Raw genomic sequence first — 14,121 nt, 5'->3', positions numbered from 1 at the left:
TTCATGGACGGCGTTTCTCTCCTGCTTGCACCGGCTACCGGGCAAAAACGGGTCGTAGCGCATTTTGCTCCTGAACAGTGTTCCATGTGTTCCAGTCTGTAGGAAAGGCCCGATGCAGGACGACGAGAGCGCCATCCCCCCGAGCGACCCGCTCACATTGTTCGAAGTGTGGTTCGCCGAAGCGAAGGAAAGCGAGCCCAACGATGCCAACGCGATGGCGCTGGCGACGGCGACTCCCGAAGGCCTGCCTTCGGTCCGCATGGTGCTGCTCAAGGGCCATGGCACCGACGGTTTCGTCTTCTATACCAATGCCGAAAGCCGCAAGGGCGAACAGATTCGCGCCAATATGCGCGCCGCGCTGCTGTTCCACTGGAAGAGCCTGCGCCGCCAGATCCGCATCGAGGGCCCGCTCGACGAAGTGAGCGAGGTGGAGGCCGACGCCTATTTCCATTCGCGCCCGCGCGTCTCGCAGATCGGCTCGGCGGCGAGCGACCAGTCGCGCCCGCTGCCCGACCGGAAGGTCTATCTCGACCGCGTCGCCGCGCTCGAGCAGCGCTACCCCGAAGGCGATATTCCGCGCCCGCCGCACTGGACCGGGTTCCGCCTGAGCCCGCGGCGAATCGAATTCTGGCACGACCGCCAGTACCGCCTGCACGACCGGCGCCTGTTCACCCGCGACGGTGCGGATGCGGCGTGGTCGAACACGCTGCTCTATCCGTGATGGCACCGCGATGACCGACAACCGCGCCTTTCTCGCCCGCTCGGCCGCCATGGCCTCGATCTCGGTCGCCGTGGTGCTGGTCGCGCTCAAGACCTGGGCCGCCTGGCGCACCGGCTCGACCGCCATGCTCGGCAGCCTCGCCGATTCGGCGCTCGACCTCATCGCCAGCATGGCGACGCTGACCGGCGTGTGGGTCGCCTCGATGCCGGCCGACGAGGACCACCGCTTCGGGCACGGCAAGGCGGAGGCGCTGGCAGCGATCTTCCAGGTCATGCTGATCGCGCTGTCGGCCTTCGGCATCGCGGTGCGCGCGGTGATGCAACTCGCGGGGCAGGGTGAGACATCGGCGGCGGGCGAGGGCATCGCCGTGTCGGCGGTGGCGATAGTGCTGACCTTCGCGCTGCTCGGCTGGCAGCGCCATGTCATGAGCCGCACGCGCAGCCTGGCGATCCGGACCGATCACCTCCACTACAAGTCCGACCTGCTCCTCAACCTGTCGGTCATCGCCGCGCTGGTGCTCGACCAGTATCTCGGCCTCAGCCTCGCCGATCCGTTGTTCGGCCTCGCCATCGCTGCCTGGCTCGCCTTCGGTGCGTGGCGCGGGGCGAGCGATGCGGTCGACGATCTGATGGACCGCGAATGGCCCGAGGAGAAGCGAATCGCCTTCGTCGAGGCGGCGGCGAAGCATCCCGAGCTGTCGAATCTTCACGACCTGCGCACGCGGACCAGCGGCCATCGCGATTTCGTCCAGTTCCATGTCGATTTGCCGCCGGCCATGACCATCGAGGAAGCGCACGCCATCATCGAACGGGTGGAGGCCGACCTGTGCCGCCAGTTTCCGGAGATGGAGCTGCTCATCCACATCGATCCCGAAGGCCATGTCGACGAGCCAAACAATCCGCTCGTCGAGAAGGACGAGTTCGCGCAGCTGGAGAAGGACGCATGACCCGCACGCTCCCCTATTGGCATGTGGATGCCTTCGCCTCGCAGGCATTTTCAGGCAACCAGGCTGCGGTGATGCCGCTCGAGGCATGGCTCGACGACGCCACGCTGCAGGCCATCGCCGAAGAGAACAATTTCGCCGAAACCGCCTTCGTCGTGCCCGATGCCGGAGGCGAAGCCGATTGGGAATTGCGCTGGTTCACCCCGTCGGAGGAAGTGCGCCTGTGCGGGCATGCCACGCTCGCCAGCGGGCATGTGCTGCTGAGCCGCGACGGGGGCGATCGGGTCCGCTTCCGCACCCGGAAGGCGGGGGTGCTCGAGGTGGCACGCGCCGGGGAGGGCTACGAACTCGCGCTGCCGCTGATCCGCACTGCGCCCGATGCCTGGCCGGAGGCGGTGGCGCTGCTCGGCGCCGAGCCGCAGGAGGTCTGGCTCAGCCCCGATCGCTACGGCGTCTACCTCTTCCCCGGCGAGGACGAGGTGCGCGCGCTCGATCCGGACCTGCGCGGCCTGGGGGCGCTGGGCAACGATCAGTTCATCTGCACCGCGCCGGGCAGGGACAGTGATGTCGTGAGCCGCGTCTTCGTCCCCGGCGGCGGGGTCGACGAGGACAGCTTTACCGGCTCGGCGCATGCCGCGCTGACCTATTTCTGGACCGAGCGTCTCGGTCGCGAAAGCTTCACCGCCTTCCAGGCCTCGCAGCGCGGCGGCCATGCGACCTGCCGCCGCGATGGCGACAGGGCGATCCTGTCGGGGTCCTGCGTGACCGTGGTAGAAGGCAGCTTCTTCCTGCCCTAGCTCTCCGGATAGAGCTCGATCACGTCGGCGAGCTGCTGGAGCATGGCCTCGCGCTCGGGCGCGTTCGAATGGCCGAGCCGCACCACGGTCAGCTTCTGGTTCGGCGAGACGAAGACGTACTGGCCCATGTGGCCGATCAGCGAGAAGGCGCTGTGCGGCGCGCGGTCGGGGAACAGCGGGTGCTCCTCGCCCTCGGGCAGCGGGCGGTTGAGCCAGATCTGCAGGCCGTATTGCGGGCTCTTCGGGCTGGGTTTGACCATTTCCTCGACCCAGGCGCGCGGGACCAGCTGTTCGCCGCGATAGGAACCCTTGTTGCGCAGCAGCTCGCCGAACTTCGCCCAGTCGCGGGCCGTGGCGTGGATCAGGCTGCCGCCGATCAGCGTGCCCGAACGGTCGAATTCGGGCACCGCGCTGGTCATGCCCAGCGGGCCGAACAGCCGCGCCTCGAGATAGTCCGCCACCGCCTTGCGTCGCTCGTCGGGGTCGGTGCTGTCGGTCAGCGCCCGCGCGGCGATGTCGGCCAGGATGACGGTGGTGTTGGACGAATATTCGAACTTCGCGCCGGGTTCGGCCTCGAGCGGCTGGGCGGTGGCGAAATCGGCCATGTCGTCGCGCCCGTCGAGAAACAGCATGCGCACCTCGCTGCTTTCCCACGGCGGATCGCCCGCCTCGGTATGGTCGAGGCCGCTGCGCATCTGCAGCAGGTGGCGCAGGGTGATCTCGGCGCGCGGATCGCCGGTGCGCTGCCAGCGAGGAACGGGCGCTGGCGCGTCGAGCCGCAATTGGCCGTCGGCGACCAGCATGCCGATCAGCACCGCGGTGACGGTCTTGGCCATCGACCAGCTGACGAACCGCGTATCCTTGTCATAGCCGGGGGCATAGCGTTCCACGGCCAGCCGGCCGCCATGATAGACCACCAGCGCACGTGTCTCGCCGAGGCCGTCGAGCGTGAACAGATCGTCGGCGGCGCGCGCCAGCGGCCGGGTCGGCGCGCCGGGATGCGCGGTCACCGCGGCGAGCGCTTCCTCGCTCACCGGGGGTTCGGCCGGGGGCCCCGAGGATCCGCAACCGGCAAGGCTTGAGGTGACGAGGGCAAGCGCGATAAGGGGGGCGGTCCGCGTGGTCATGGCCCGCGTCACTCGCACGAAGGAATCCCGCTTGGCAACGGCCAAAACACGCGCGCGCAACATGCGCTTCCGGCTGATACTGGTGCTGCTCTTCGCCGCCCTGCTGGGCGCCGCCTGGTTCGCCTGGGGCGCAGACCTGCGCAGGACGGGCGAGGCCGGTTCGGCCTATGCCGCGCGGGTCGGCTGCTCGTGTCGCTTCGTCGCCGGGCGCAGCCTCGACGATTGCGCCAAGGACAAGCTGGAGGGGATGGAGCTGGTCTCGCTCAGCGAGGACGTGCAGGCGAAAAGCGTGACTGCTTCGATCCCGCTCATCGCATCGGACACCGCCACCTACCGCGAAGGCTACGGCTGCGTCCTCAGGGAGTGGGGGCGCTAGGCGACTACCCGGCGGGTCGAATCGATCCAGCCGCCGCCGATCACGCGCTCGCCGGCATAGATCACCGCCGCCTGTCCGGGCGCGACGCCGAATTCGGGGTCGGCGAAACGGATCTCGGTCGCCGCGCCGCCGCCGATCGGGCCCTCGAGCACGATCGGCACCGGCCTGGCGAGGCTGCGCACCTTGGCGGTCAGCGGGACGTCGGGCAGCGGGCCGATCCGGTTGGTCTCGACGATTCGCGCCGCGGTGACCGCGAGCATGCGCTTGGGGCCGACCATGACCTGCGCCGCCGCGGCATCGATCCCGACGACATAGAGCGGTTCGGGCTGGCCGCCGATCTCTAGCCCGCGGCGCTGGCCCACGGTGTAGTGGATCACGCCCTTGTGCTCGCCCAGCGTTTCGCCCGTCGCGGCGTGGACGATCGCGCCCGGCCGGCCCCCCTCGGGGCGCATCTTCTTGACGATCCTGGCGTAATCGCCGTCGGGCACGAAGCAGATGTCCTGGCTGTCGGGCTTGGCGGCGTTGCGCAGGCCCGCCGCCTCGGCGAGCTCGCGCACTTCGGTCTTCGGCATGCCGCCGAGCGGGAAGCGCAGGAAGTCGAGCTGTTCCTCGGTGGTCGCGTAGAGGAAATAGGACTGGTCGCGCGCCGGGTCCTGCGCCCGGTGCAGTTCCGCGCCGGCCGGGCCCATGACGCGGCGCACGTAATGACCGGTGGCGAGGCAATCGGCACCGAGCTCGCGCGCCATCGCCAGCAGGTCGGTGAACTTGGGGCCCATGTTGCAGCGAATGCAGGGCACCGGCGTGCGCCCGGCGAGGTAATCGTCGGCGAAGGTTTCGACCACTTCCTCGCGGAAGGCGCTCTCGTGGTCGTGCACGTAATGGGCGATGCCGAGCCGTTCGGCGACCGCGCGGGCGTCGCGGATGTCGTCGCCGGCGCAGCATGCGCCCTTGCGCCCGGTGGCGGCGCCGTAGTCGTAGAGCTGCAGCGTGATGCCGATGACTTCCGCGCCCGTCCGCGCCGCCAGCGCGGCGACGACCGAGCTGTCGACGCCGCCCGACATGGCGACCACGACGCGGCATTCGGCGGCCGGCCGGGGCAGGTCGAACAGGGCGGCCGCCTGGTCCGGCAAGAGGGTTCCGATTGCGGGCATGGCGGGCCCCATACACGGCTTGGCCCGCCGCTTCCAGTGGGACACCGTAGGCCCCGCAGGTGGGGCTTCACGGAACGTTTACCATGCGGGGCTATTGCACCCTTATGTACGAGGGCCGTTTCAAAGCGAAATCCGTCGAGGAAGCGAGCGAAAGCACCGGTTTGCGCCAGTTCCGCTGGACCGATCTGGTCGCCAAGCTGGCGGCGACTCGCGAGCTGCGCGACGAACTGGACAAGATCGACGGTGGATTCAACGCGTTCGCCGAAGCCCGCCGCGAAGGCTGCCAAGAAAGTAAACTGGCCGTTAACCAAGCTGCTTTAAGCGATGGCAAAGCCGTCGGCCTAGGTCTTGGGGATGCCGCAGGTAACGCGGCCCAAGGCGACAGAGAGAAAGAATGATCGAAAACCAGGACATCCGCCCTGCGCAGGTTATCGGTCCCCTCGGGGAACCGTTGACTCTGAAGGACTTGCCTTCGCCCAACACCAAGCGTTGGGTGGTCCGTCGCAAGGCCGAGGTGGTGGCTGCGGTCAACGGCGGCCTGCTGACGATCGACGAGGTTCTCGAGCGCTATTCGCTCAGCCTCGAGGAATTCGCATCCTGGCAGCGCGCGGTCGACCGTTCGGGCATGCAGGGCCTGCGCGTGACGCGTATCCAGCACTATCGCGATCTCTACGAACGCCAGCTCAAATACTGACCGCGCCGCGATCCGGCGCGGGAACCAAACTCCCGAACACACGCTCCCATTCCATCTCCGGCATTAATCGGGGAACCGCCTGTCGCGCCTGACCGTTGGCAAGGTACAGGGTCCTGGCGGGAAAACAGGAGGAATTGGAATGGGTTGGATTATCGCAATTATCGTCGGTGGGATCATCGGTTGGCTCGCCAGCCTGGTGATGAACCGCGACGCCTCGATGGGCATCTTCTGGAACATTATCGTCGGCATCATCGGCTCGTTCATTGGCGGCTTCATCGGCTCGCTGATCGGCATCGGTGCCACTCTCACCACTTTCAGCGTTCCCGGCCTGCTGATGTCGCTGCTCGGCGCGATCGTGCTGCTGGGTATCGCCAACATGGTCCAGCGCGGCCGCGTCCGCTAAGGGCAAGCACTTCAACGGATCGGGGCGGGACGTCGGAACGGCGTCCCGCCCCTTTTTCGTGAGATCCCGAGTGTGGTCGCCATGCGACATTCGTCCAGCCTCAGACGCCCCCGGTCGAAGCGTCGATTGCTCTCTGCCCGCCGCCCGTCTACCTCCCGATTGCGAAATTCTTGCGCTAAGTGATATAGCAATGTAATACACTGCTGATCCGCAGCGCTTCTGGGGCATGGTACGGTATGAACTACGAATCTGGAGTGATGGCCGAGAAGGGTGAGCCGATCACGTTCGGCCTGGGCGAGGATCCCGCCGAACTCGAAGCCTCCGAACGTCGCAGCAAGCGCCGCCTGATCCTCATCGGCGCGCTGATCGTGCTCGGCCTCGCCATCGCCACCTTCTTCGCCATGCGTGGCAGCGGCACCGCCACGCCCGCCGGCGACGACGATTCCCAGGCTCCGACGGTCACTGTCGTGACGCCGGGCAAGACCACCGTCGAAGGCCAGATTACAGCCACCGGGACGCTGGCTGCCCGTCGCGACATGCCCGTCGGCGTGGTAGGCGAAGGCGGTCGGGTCGTTTCGGTGCCGGTCGATGCCGGCGACTGGGTGCGGCAGGGCCAGGTACTCGCCAGCATCGACCAGTCGGTCCAGTCGCAGCAGGTCCAGAGCGCTGCCGCCAACGTCCAGGTCGCCCAGGCCGATGCCAAGCTTGCGCAGGCGAATCTCGACCGCGCGCTCAAGCTGGTCGAGCGCGGTTTCGTCTCCGATGCCGATGTCGATCGCCTCACTGCGACCCGCGATGCCGCCAATGCCCGCGTTCGCGTGGCCCAAGCGCAATTGGGCGAATTGCGTGCGCGCAACGCCCGCCTCAACGTGCTCGCTCCCGCTTCGGGCTATGTGCTCGAGCGCAATGTCGAAACCGGCCAGACGGTCGGCGCCGGATCGCCGCCCCTGTTCCGCATCGCGCGCGGCGGCGAAATGGAACTCCGCGCGCGCCTCAACGAGGATTCGCTCGCGGCGATCTCGGTCGGCACCACCGCGCAAATCCGCCCCGTCGGCACGGACAAGCTGTTCACCGGCCAGGTGTGGCAGGTGTCGCCGACCATCGACCAGCAGGACCGCCAGGGCACCGCGCGGATCGCGCTGTCCTACGCGCCGGGCCTGCGCCCGGGCGGCTTTGCCACTGCGACCATCGCAAGCGGCACGGTAGTCGCGCCGATCCTTCCCGAAAGCGCCGTGCTGTCGGACGAACAGGGAGCCTACGTCCTGATCGTCAACGGCGAGAACAAGGCCGAGCGTCGCCCGGTCACCACCGGCGCCGTGACCCGCAAGGGGATCGTCATCAGCGAGGGACTGACCGGGTCGGAACGCGTGGTGTTGCGCGCCGGCGGCTTCCTGACCGAAGGCGAAACGGTCAAGGCCCAGCTGGCCAAGCGCGACTGAGCAGAGGGCAATTCGATGAGCTTCCGCAACATCTCCGCCTGGTCGATCCGCAACCCGGTGATTCCGCTGGTCGCGTTCACCGCGCTGCTGCTCGCCGGGCTGATCGCCTTTGCGCGGATGGACGTGGTCAACAACCCCGACATTGAATTCCCCGCCGTGAACGTCTCCATCTCGCAGCCCGGCGCCGCGCCGACCGAGATCGAGAACCAGATCACCCAGCGCGTCGAATCTGCTGTGCGCTCGATCAACGGCGTCAGTTCGATCAACTCGACCGCGAGCGAGGGGAATTCGAACACCTTCATCGAGTTCGAGATCGGCACCGACCCCAACGATGCCGTGGCCGAGGTCAAGAATGCGGTCGACCAGATTCGCGGCTCTTTGCCCGACGGAATCATCGAACCGCGCGTGACCAAGGAAGAAATTTCGGGCGGCTTCCTCGCGATCTACGCGGTCGAGGCCGACGACATGACGATCGAGGGGCTCAGCTGGTTCATCGACGATACCGTGGCCAAGCAGCTGCTCGGGATCGAGGGCATGGCCGAAGTCAACCGCTTCGGCGGGGTCGACCGCGAGATCGAGGTCATTCTCGACCTGCCCAAGATGCAGGCGCTCGGCGTCACTGCCAGCCAGATCAACGGCGTGCTGCGGCAGAGCAATATCGACGCCGCCGGCGGTGCCACCGAAGTCGGCGGGACCAAGCAGTCGGTCCGCGTGCTCGGCAACAGCGATGATGCCTATGCGCTGAGCCAGCGCCAGATCCAGCTCGGTGGCGGCCGCACGGTCAAGCTCGCCGATGTCGCCACGGTGCGTGACGGCTATTCCGAGCGAACCTCGATCAGCAAGGTGCGCGACAAGGAGGTCGTCAACTTCGCCATGAGCCGCGCCAAGGGTGCCTCGGACGTGACCGTCTACGAAGGGGCGCTCGAGAAGATCAAGGAGATCGAAGCGGAGAACCCGGGCGTCAAGTTCATCCCGCTGTTCAACACGGTCAAATACACCAAGGACCAGTACGAAAGCGCCATGGCGGCGATGATCGAGGGCGCGCTGCTCGCCGTGGTCGTCGTGTTCTTCTTCCTGCGCGACTGGCGCGCGACCGCGATTTCGGCAGTTGCCATCCCGCTCTCGGCGATCCCGACCTTCTGGTTCATGGATCTGCTCGGCTTCAACCTGAACCAGCTCTCGCTGCTGGCGCTGGCGCTGGTCGCGGGCGTGCTCGTCGACGACGCGATCGTCGAGATCGAGAACATCGTCAGACACATGCGCATGGGCAAGACTGCCTATCAGGCGTCGATCGACGCGGCCGACGAAATCGGCCTGCCGGTGGTCGCAACGAGCTTCTGCATCGTCGCGGTGTTCTTCCCCGTCGGCGCCATGCCGGGCATCTCGGGCCAGTTCTTCAAGAACTTCGGCTTCACCGTGGTGGTCGCGGTGCTGATGTCGCTCGCCGTGGCACGCATGATCACGCCGATGCTGGCGGCCTATTTCCTCAAGGCCAAGGGGCAGGCTGCGCATGGCGAGGGTCCGCTGATGGACCGCTACATGAACGTGCTGCGCTGGTCGCTCGATCGCGGCAAGATGTTCGCCGCGCGACAGGACATCGACGGCCCGCGACACCGCTGGCTTTACATCCTTTCCATGTTCCTGGTCGTACTCGGGGCGCTGGCCGTCTCTGCGATGGCCACCTTCACGGTATCGGGCATGATTCAGGGGCTCGGCCTGCCCGACCTCGTCACCGGCGGCGATCCCAATGTCGGCGGCTTCCTCAAGTTCATCGCCACGCTCATCGGCCTCGTCCAGCTTGCGGTGTCTCTGGCGATCGGTTTCATCGCCACGCTGGCCTTCTTTAGGATCATCGGCTTGGTCGTCCGCCGCTTCGGCGATCACATGGCCCAGGCCTGGCAGTATCTCTACGCCCGCTTCCTCGACCACCGCATCTGGATGCTCGGCGTGGGCTACTTCTCGCTGCTGCTGACGATCCTGCTGTTCGGCATCGTGCCGGCGCAGTTCCAGCCGGTGATCGACGACGAGAACAGCCGCGTCGAAATCGAGATGGTGCCCGGAACCACGCTCGAAACGACCGAACGCGTGGCCGACCAGGTCGCCGCGATCCTTTATGAGCAGCAGGAAGTCGAGCGGGCGCTCGAACGCGTTCGCGAAGGGCGCGCGACGATCTATGTTTCGCTGCGGCCCGATCGCGAGCGTACCTCGATCGAATTCGAACGCGCGCTGGCGCCGACCTTCGCCCAGATCGCCGACGCGCGGGTACGCTTCGCTTCGCAATCCGGCGGCTTCGGCTCGGGTCGCGACATGACCGTGATGCTGGCGGGCTCGAATCCCGAACTGCTCAACCGCACGGCGGCGACGCTGGTCGAACAGATGAAGGGCATCGATATGCTGGTCGCCCCGCGCATCAGCGCGGACATCAACCGGCCCGAGCTGATCATCGAGCCGCGCGAGGACCTCGCGGCCGAACTCGGCGTGACGACCATCGCGCTGAGCCAGACGATCCGCATCGCGACGATGGGCGAAATCGAGCAGAACGCGGCGAAATTCTCGCTGTCCGACCGCCAGATTCCAATCCGCGTCAAGCTCCCCGAACAATCGCGCGAAAATCTGGAGACGATCAGGAACCTGCCGGTGCAGACCGCCAGCGGTGGGTCGGTTCCGCTCTCGCGCGTGGCCGATATCTCCTTCGGCTCGGGCCCGACGACGATCCAGCGTTACAACCAGAACCGCCGCGTACTGGTCGGTGCCGATCTCGCGCAGGGCGTCATCAAGGGCGAGGCGCAGACCAAGATCGATGCGCTGCCGATCCTGCAGGACCTTCCGCAGGGCGTCACCCGCGACGTCGTCGGCGAGGATCAATGGCAGCAGGAACTGATCACCAGCCTGCTGATCGCGATCGTCTCGGGCGTGCTGCTGGTCTTCGCCGTGCTGGTGCTGCTCTACAAGCGGTTGATGAGCCCGCTGGTCAACATGACCAGCCTCGCGCTCGCCCCGCTCGGCGGCATCCTGCTCGTGTGGCTGTTCGGCCAGCCGCAGTCGATGCCGGTCTATATCGGCATCCTGCTGCTGCTTGGCATCGTCTCGAAGAACTCGATTCTGCTGATCGACTTCGCGATCGAGGAGATGGACAAGGGCACGCGCAAGCTCCACGCGATCGTCGATGCGGGCCACAAGCGTGCCCAGCCGATCGTCATGACCACGGTAGCAATGACCGCGGGCATGGTGCCCACCGCGCTCTCGGGCGTGCTGGGTTCGGGTGATGGCGCATGGCGCGCGCCGATGGGCACGGTGGTGATCGGCGGGTTGATCCTGTCGACGCTGCTGACGCTGCTGATCGTGCCCGCCGGCTTCAGTCTTGCCGATGGCTTCGAAAAGCGTGCCGGCCCGTGGCTGCGCAACCGCCTGCTGACCTACAAGGATGGCGACGATGTGCGCGGGACAATCGGTGCCGGAGCGCATGAACCCGGGATCGAACCGGCCGAGTGAGCGACCGCATCCCCGCCGGCCTGCCGACCGCGCGGCCGCCTCTCTCGCCCGATCGTGCGCGCGCGATGCGGCGGACGGCGACCGGACTGATCGTGCTGATGGCGGGGCTGTTCCTGCTCTCGGGCCGCTATCTCGACCTGCACCCCGCCTGGGGCTATCTCCACGCCTTCGCCGAAGCGGCGATGGTCGGCGGGCTGGCGGACTGGTTCGCGGTCACCGCGCTGTTCCGCCATCCGCTCGGCCTGCCGATCCCGCACACCGCGATTATCCCCGAGAACAAGGACCGCATCGCCGACACCATGGCGGGCTTCCTGCGCGAGAATTTCCTCACCCCGGCCGTCGTCGGCCGGCGGATGGGGTCGATGAACCTCGCCCACGCCGTGGGCAGCTACCTCGCCGATCCCAAGGCGACCAGGGACTCGCGCATCCGCGCCGGCGCGGGCGAGCTGGCGATCGAAGTGCTCGAATCGCTCGATCCCGAGCGGCTCGGCACGCAGGTGCGCAGCGGGATCAAGAGCCAGCTCGGCAAGCTCGACATCGCTCCGCTGCTCGGCGGCATGCTCGAGGCGATGATCGCCGACGGGCGGCACAAGCCGCTGATCGACAAGATCATCCGCTGGGCGGGGCTGGTGCTCGAGGACAACGAGGCGATGGTGCGCGACATGGTGCACAAGCGCGCCAATGCCGTGCTGCGCTTCACCGGACTCGACGAGCGGCTCGCCAATTCGGTGCTCGACGGCCTCTACAAGCTGCTCGCCGAGGTGCTGGTCGATCCCGAGCATCCGCTGCGCGACAAGATCGAGGAGGGGCTGCAGGAACTCGCCCGGGGTCTGAAGGAGGATCCCGAGATGCAGGAGCGGGTCGAGCGGATGAAGCGCGAGCTGCTCGAGAACCCCGCGATCGGCGAGTGGTGGCAGGGCGTGTGGGAGCGGCTGCGTGCCAATCTCATCCAGACCATCCGCAGTTCGGGCGGCACCGGCCACGACTATATCGGCGTCACGCTGGGCGAACTCGGCGCGGCGCTACGCGACGACGAGCGGCTCCAGCGTCAGGTCAACCGCTTCGCCCGCCGCACCGCCGTGGGCGTGGCGACGCGCTATGGCGACCAGATCGTCCGGCTGGTGTCGGAAACGGTGAAGCGCTGGGATGCGCAGACCATCACCGACCGGGTCGAGGGCGCGGTCGGCCGCGACCTGCAGTTCATCCGGATCAACGGCACGCTGGTGGGGGGGCTGGTGGGGGTGACGATCCATGCGCTGGATGTCTACGTGATCTGATACAAAAAAGGGCGGACCAAACAGCCCGCCCTTTCTCTTGAACCGGCTTTGCAATCAGAGCTTTTCGGTCAGCTCCGGCACGGCCTTGAACAGGTCGGCGACGAGGCCGATGTCGGCGACCTGGAAGATCGGGGCGTCCTCGTCCTTGTTGATGGCGATGATGGTCTTCGAATCCTTCATCCCCGCAAGGTGCTGGATCGCGCCCGAGATGCCGATCGCGATATAGACTTCGGGAGCGACGATCTTGCCGGTCTGGCCGACCTGGTAGTCGTTGGGCACGTATCCCGCATCGACCGCCGCGCGGCTCGCGCCGATCCCGGCGCCGAGCTTGTCGGCGAGCGGGGTGATGACCTGTTCGAAGGTCTCCGCGTCCTTCAGCGCGCGGCCGCCCGAGACGATCACCTTGGCGCTGGTCAGTTCGGGGCGGTCGCTCTCGGCGATCTCCTCGCTGACGAAGGTCGAGATGCCGGCATCGGTCGGGCCCGAAACCTCCTCGATCTCCGCCGAGCCGCCTTCGGCCGCGGCCTTTTCGAAGGCCGTGCCGCGCACGGTGACGACCAGTTTCTCGTCGGAGGATTCGACGGTCGCGATGGCATTGCCGGCGTAGATCGGACGGGTGAAGGTCTTGTCGCCTTCGACCGAAAGGATGTCCGAGACCTGCATCACGTCGAGCAGCGCGGCGACGCGCGGGGCAACGTTCTTGCCGGTGGTGGTGGCGGGCGCGACGAAGGCGTCGTGATGGCCCATCAGATCGGCCACCAGCGGGGCGACGTTTTCCGCCAGCGCGTGTTCGTAGGCCGCGTCGTCGGCGAGGTGGACCTTGCCCACGCCCGCGATCTTGGCGGCTGCCTCGGCCACCGCGCGGCAGCCCGCGCCGGCGACCAGCAGGTGGACTTCGCCCAGCTTGCCCGCCGCGGTGACCGCGGCCAGCGTCGCGTCGGCGAGGCTCTTGTTGTCGTGTTCGACCCAAACGAGGGTTTTCATGGCTGTCTTCCTTCTCGTTCAGTGTTGCTCAGGCGATGCCGAGGGCTTTGATCTTGGCGACCAGCGCGTCGACGTCCTCGACCTTCTCGCCGGCCTGACGGACCGGCGGCTCGGCGACCTTGGTGGTCTTGAGGCGCGGCGCGGTGTCGACGCCGAAATCGGCCGGCGACTTGGTGTCGAGCGGCTTCTTCTTCGCCTTCATGATGTTGGGCAGCGAGGCATAGCGCGGCTCGTTGAGGCGCAGGTCGGTGGTGACGATGGCGGGCATGGTCAGCTTGACGGTCTGGAGGCCGCCGTCGACTTCGCGCTTCACGGTGACGCTGTCGCCCTCGACCTCGACGGTGTTGGCGAAGGTGCCCTGCGGGCGGCCCATCAGCGCGGCGAGCATCTGCCCGGTCTGGTTCGAATCGTCGTCGATCGCCTGCTTGCCGAGCAGGATCAGGCCGGGCTGTTCCTCTTCGGCGATCGCCTTGAGGATCTTGGCGACGGCCAGCGGCTCGGCCTCGTCGTCGGTCTCGACCAGGATCGCGCGGTCGGCACCCATGGCCAGCGCGGTGCGCAGCGTTTCCTGCGCCTTTGCCGGGCCGATGCTGACGGCCACGATCTCTTCGGCCTTGCCTGCTTCCTTGATGCGGATGGCTTCCTCGACGGCGATTTCGTCGAAGGGGTTCATGCTCATCTTGACGTTGGCGAGGTCGACGCCCGAGCCGTCGGCCT

14 protein-coding genes are annotated in these 14,121 nt (G+C 67.0%); 10 read left to right on the top strand and 4 right to left on the bottom strand.

Going from position 1 to position 14,121, the window contains the following annotated elements; genetic code table 11:
* The first annotated feature begins 112 nt into the window (after positions 1–112).
* From pdxH to ACN4E0_RS04015, 3 genes are read left to right on the top strand one after another with little or no spacing between them, the layout of a single operon-like run.
* Positions 113–721 (top strand): pyridoxamine 5'-phosphate oxidase, encoded by a 609-nt coding sequence (gene pdxH, locus ACN4E0_RS04025; protein ID WP_419565834.1) that lies wholly within the window; start codon positions 113–115, stop codon positions 719–721.
* A gap of 10 nt (positions 722–731) precedes the next feature.
* Entirely contained in the window at positions 732–1,667 is a 936-nt protein-coding gene (locus ACN4E0_RS04020) for a cation diffusion facilitator family transporter (protein WP_419565831.1), read from the top strand.
* Positions 1,664–2,461 (top strand): PhzF family phenazine biosynthesis protein, encoded by a 798-nt coding sequence (locus tag ACN4E0_RS04015; RefSeq protein ID WP_419565829.1) that lies wholly within the window; start codon positions 1,664–1,666, stop codon positions 2,459–2,461. The genes ACN4E0_RS04020 and ACN4E0_RS04015 overlap by 4 nt, the downstream gene beginning before the upstream one ends.
* Here ACN4E0_RS04015 and ACN4E0_RS04010 read toward each other — a convergent pair.
* On the bottom strand, positions 2,458–3,588 hold the full coding sequence (locus tag ACN4E0_RS04010) for a serine hydrolase domain-containing protein (protein ID WP_419565826.1): 1,131 nt from the start codon (positions 3,586–3,588) through the stop codon (positions 2,458–2,460). The two genes, ACN4E0_RS04015 and ACN4E0_RS04010, sit on opposite strands and share 4 nt — an antisense overlap.
* A gap of 31 nt (positions 3,589–3,619) precedes the next feature.
* Between ACN4E0_RS04010 and ACN4E0_RS04005 the strand changes: the two genes are divergently transcribed.
* The gene (locus ACN4E0_RS04005) at positions 3,620–3,964 is read left to right on the top strand and encodes a hypothetical protein (protein WP_419565824.1); all 345 of its coding nucleotides are present in this window, start codon (positions 3,620–3,622) and stop codon (positions 3,962–3,964) included.
* Here ACN4E0_RS04005 and mnmA read toward each other — a convergent pair.
* Complete coding sequence (mnmA, locus tag ACN4E0_RS04000; RefSeq protein WP_419565821.1) at positions 3,961–5,115, bottom strand: tRNA 2-thiouridine(34) synthase MnmA; 1,155 nt, start codon at positions 5,113–5,115, stop codon at positions 3,961–3,963. The genes ACN4E0_RS04005 and mnmA overlap by 4 nt on opposite strands.
* A gap of 104 nt (positions 5,116–5,219) precedes the next feature.
* Between mnmA and ACN4E0_RS03995 the strand changes: the two genes are divergently transcribed.
* The 6 genes from ACN4E0_RS03995 to ACN4E0_RS03970 all read left to right on the top strand — a co-directional run bounded on the left by ACN4E0_RS03995 (position 5,220) and on the right by ACN4E0_RS03970 (position 12,420).
* Positions 5,220–5,513, top strand: a complete 294-nt coding sequence (locus ACN4E0_RS03995; RefSeq protein ID WP_419565818.1) for a hypothetical protein — start codon at positions 5,220–5,222, stop codon at positions 5,511–5,513.
* Positions 5,510–5,809, top strand: coding sequence for a DUF1153 domain-containing protein (locus tag ACN4E0_RS03990; protein ID WP_221602178.1), 300 nt, complete (start codon positions 5,510–5,512; stop codon positions 5,807–5,809). Before ACN4E0_RS03995 ends, ACN4E0_RS03990 begins: the two co-directional genes overlap by 4 nt.
* A gap of 139 nt (positions 5,810–5,948) precedes the next feature.
* On the top strand, positions 5,949–6,212 hold the full coding sequence (locus ACN4E0_RS03985) for a GlsB/YeaQ/YmgE family stress response membrane protein (protein WP_419565816.1): 264 nt from the start codon (positions 5,949–5,951) through the stop codon (positions 6,210–6,212).
* Between the two features lie 236 nt (positions 6,213–6,448).
* On the top strand, positions 6,449–7,651 hold the full coding sequence (locus tag ACN4E0_RS03980) for an efflux RND transporter periplasmic adaptor subunit (protein WP_419565813.1): 1,203 nt from the start codon (positions 6,449–6,451) through the stop codon (positions 7,649–7,651).
* 15 nt (positions 7,652–7,666) lie between these two features.
* A complete protein-coding gene (locus ACN4E0_RS03975; RefSeq protein WP_419565811.1) occupies positions 7,667–11,143 on the top strand; it encodes an efflux RND transporter permease subunit in 3,477 nt (1,158 codons plus the stop codon).
* A gap of 65 nt (positions 11,144–11,208) precedes the next feature.
* Entirely contained in the window at positions 11,209–12,420 is a 1,212-nt protein-coding gene (locus ACN4E0_RS03970) for a DUF445 domain-containing protein (RefSeq protein ID WP_419566265.1), read from the top strand.
* Between the two features lie 54 nt (positions 12,421–12,474).
* Here ACN4E0_RS03970 and ACN4E0_RS03965 read toward each other — a convergent pair whose 3' ends face one another.
* Complete coding sequence (locus tag ACN4E0_RS03965) at positions 12,475–13,404, bottom strand: electron transfer flavoprotein subunit alpha/FixB family protein (protein WP_419565808.1); 930 nt, start codon at positions 13,402–13,404, stop codon at positions 12,475–12,477.
* Between the two features lie 28 nt (positions 13,405–13,432).
* On the bottom strand, positions 13,433–14,121 hold a 689-nt coding region (locus ACN4E0_RS03960; protein WP_419565806.1), incomplete at its 5' end, for an electron transfer flavoprotein subunit beta/FixA family protein.

Source organism: Qipengyuania sp. (assembly GCF_048550555.1).
Classification (GTDB): domain Bacteria; phylum Pseudomonadota; class Alphaproteobacteria; order Sphingomonadales; family Sphingomonadaceae; genus Qipengyuania.
Note: the sequence above shows the minus strand (reverse complement) of the source record. Positions and strands in the feature narration are given on the sequence as shown.

Excerpts from the sequence above, each read along its gene's own strand:
- ACN4E0_RS03995 (WP_419565818.1), top strand. The coding sequence starts at position 5,220 with ATGTACGAGGGCCGTTTCAAAGCGAAATCCGTCGAGGAAGCGAGCGAA.
- ACN4E0_RS03990 (WP_221602178.1), top strand. The coding sequence starts at position 5,510 with ATGATCGAAAACCAGGACATCCGCCCTGCGCAGGTTATCGGTCCCCTC.
- ACN4E0_RS03975 (WP_419565811.1), top strand. The coding sequence starts at position 7,667 with ATGAGCTTCCGCAACATCTCCGCCTGGTCGATCCGCAACCCGGTGATT.
- ACN4E0_RS03985 (WP_419565816.1), top strand. The coding sequence starts at position 5,949 with ATGGGTTGGATTATCGCAATTATCGTCGGTGGGATCATCGGTTGGCTC.
- pdxH (WP_419565834.1), top strand. The coding sequence starts at position 113 with ATGCAGGACGACGAGAGCGCCATCCCCCCGAGCGACCCGCTCACATTG.
- ACN4E0_RS03980 (WP_419565813.1), top strand. The coding sequence starts at position 6,449 with ATGAACTACGAATCTGGAGTGATGGCCGAGAAGGGTGAGCCGATCACG.
- ACN4E0_RS03965 (WP_419565808.1), bottom strand. The coding sequence starts at position 13,404 with ATGAAAACCCTCGTTTGGGTCGAACACGACAACAAGAGCCTCGCCGAC.
- ACN4E0_RS04020 (WP_419565831.1), top strand. The coding sequence starts at position 732 with ATGACCGACAACCGCGCCTTTCTCGCCCGCTCGGCCGCCATGGCCTCG.
- ACN4E0_RS03970 (WP_419566265.1), top strand. The coding sequence starts at position 11,209 with ATGCGGCGGACGGCGACCGGACTGATCGTGCTGATGGCGGGGCTGTTC.
- ACN4E0_RS04015 (WP_419565829.1), top strand. The coding sequence starts at position 1,664 with ATGACCCGCACGCTCCCCTATTGGCATGTGGATGCCTTCGCCTCGCAG.
- ACN4E0_RS04010 (WP_419565826.1), bottom strand. The coding sequence starts at position 3,588 with ATGACCACGCGGACCGCCCCCCTTATCGCGCTTGCCCTCGTCACCTCA.
- mnmA (WP_419565821.1), bottom strand. The coding sequence starts at position 5,115 with ATGCCCGCAATCGGAACCCTCTTGCCGGACCAGGCGGCCGCCCTGTTC.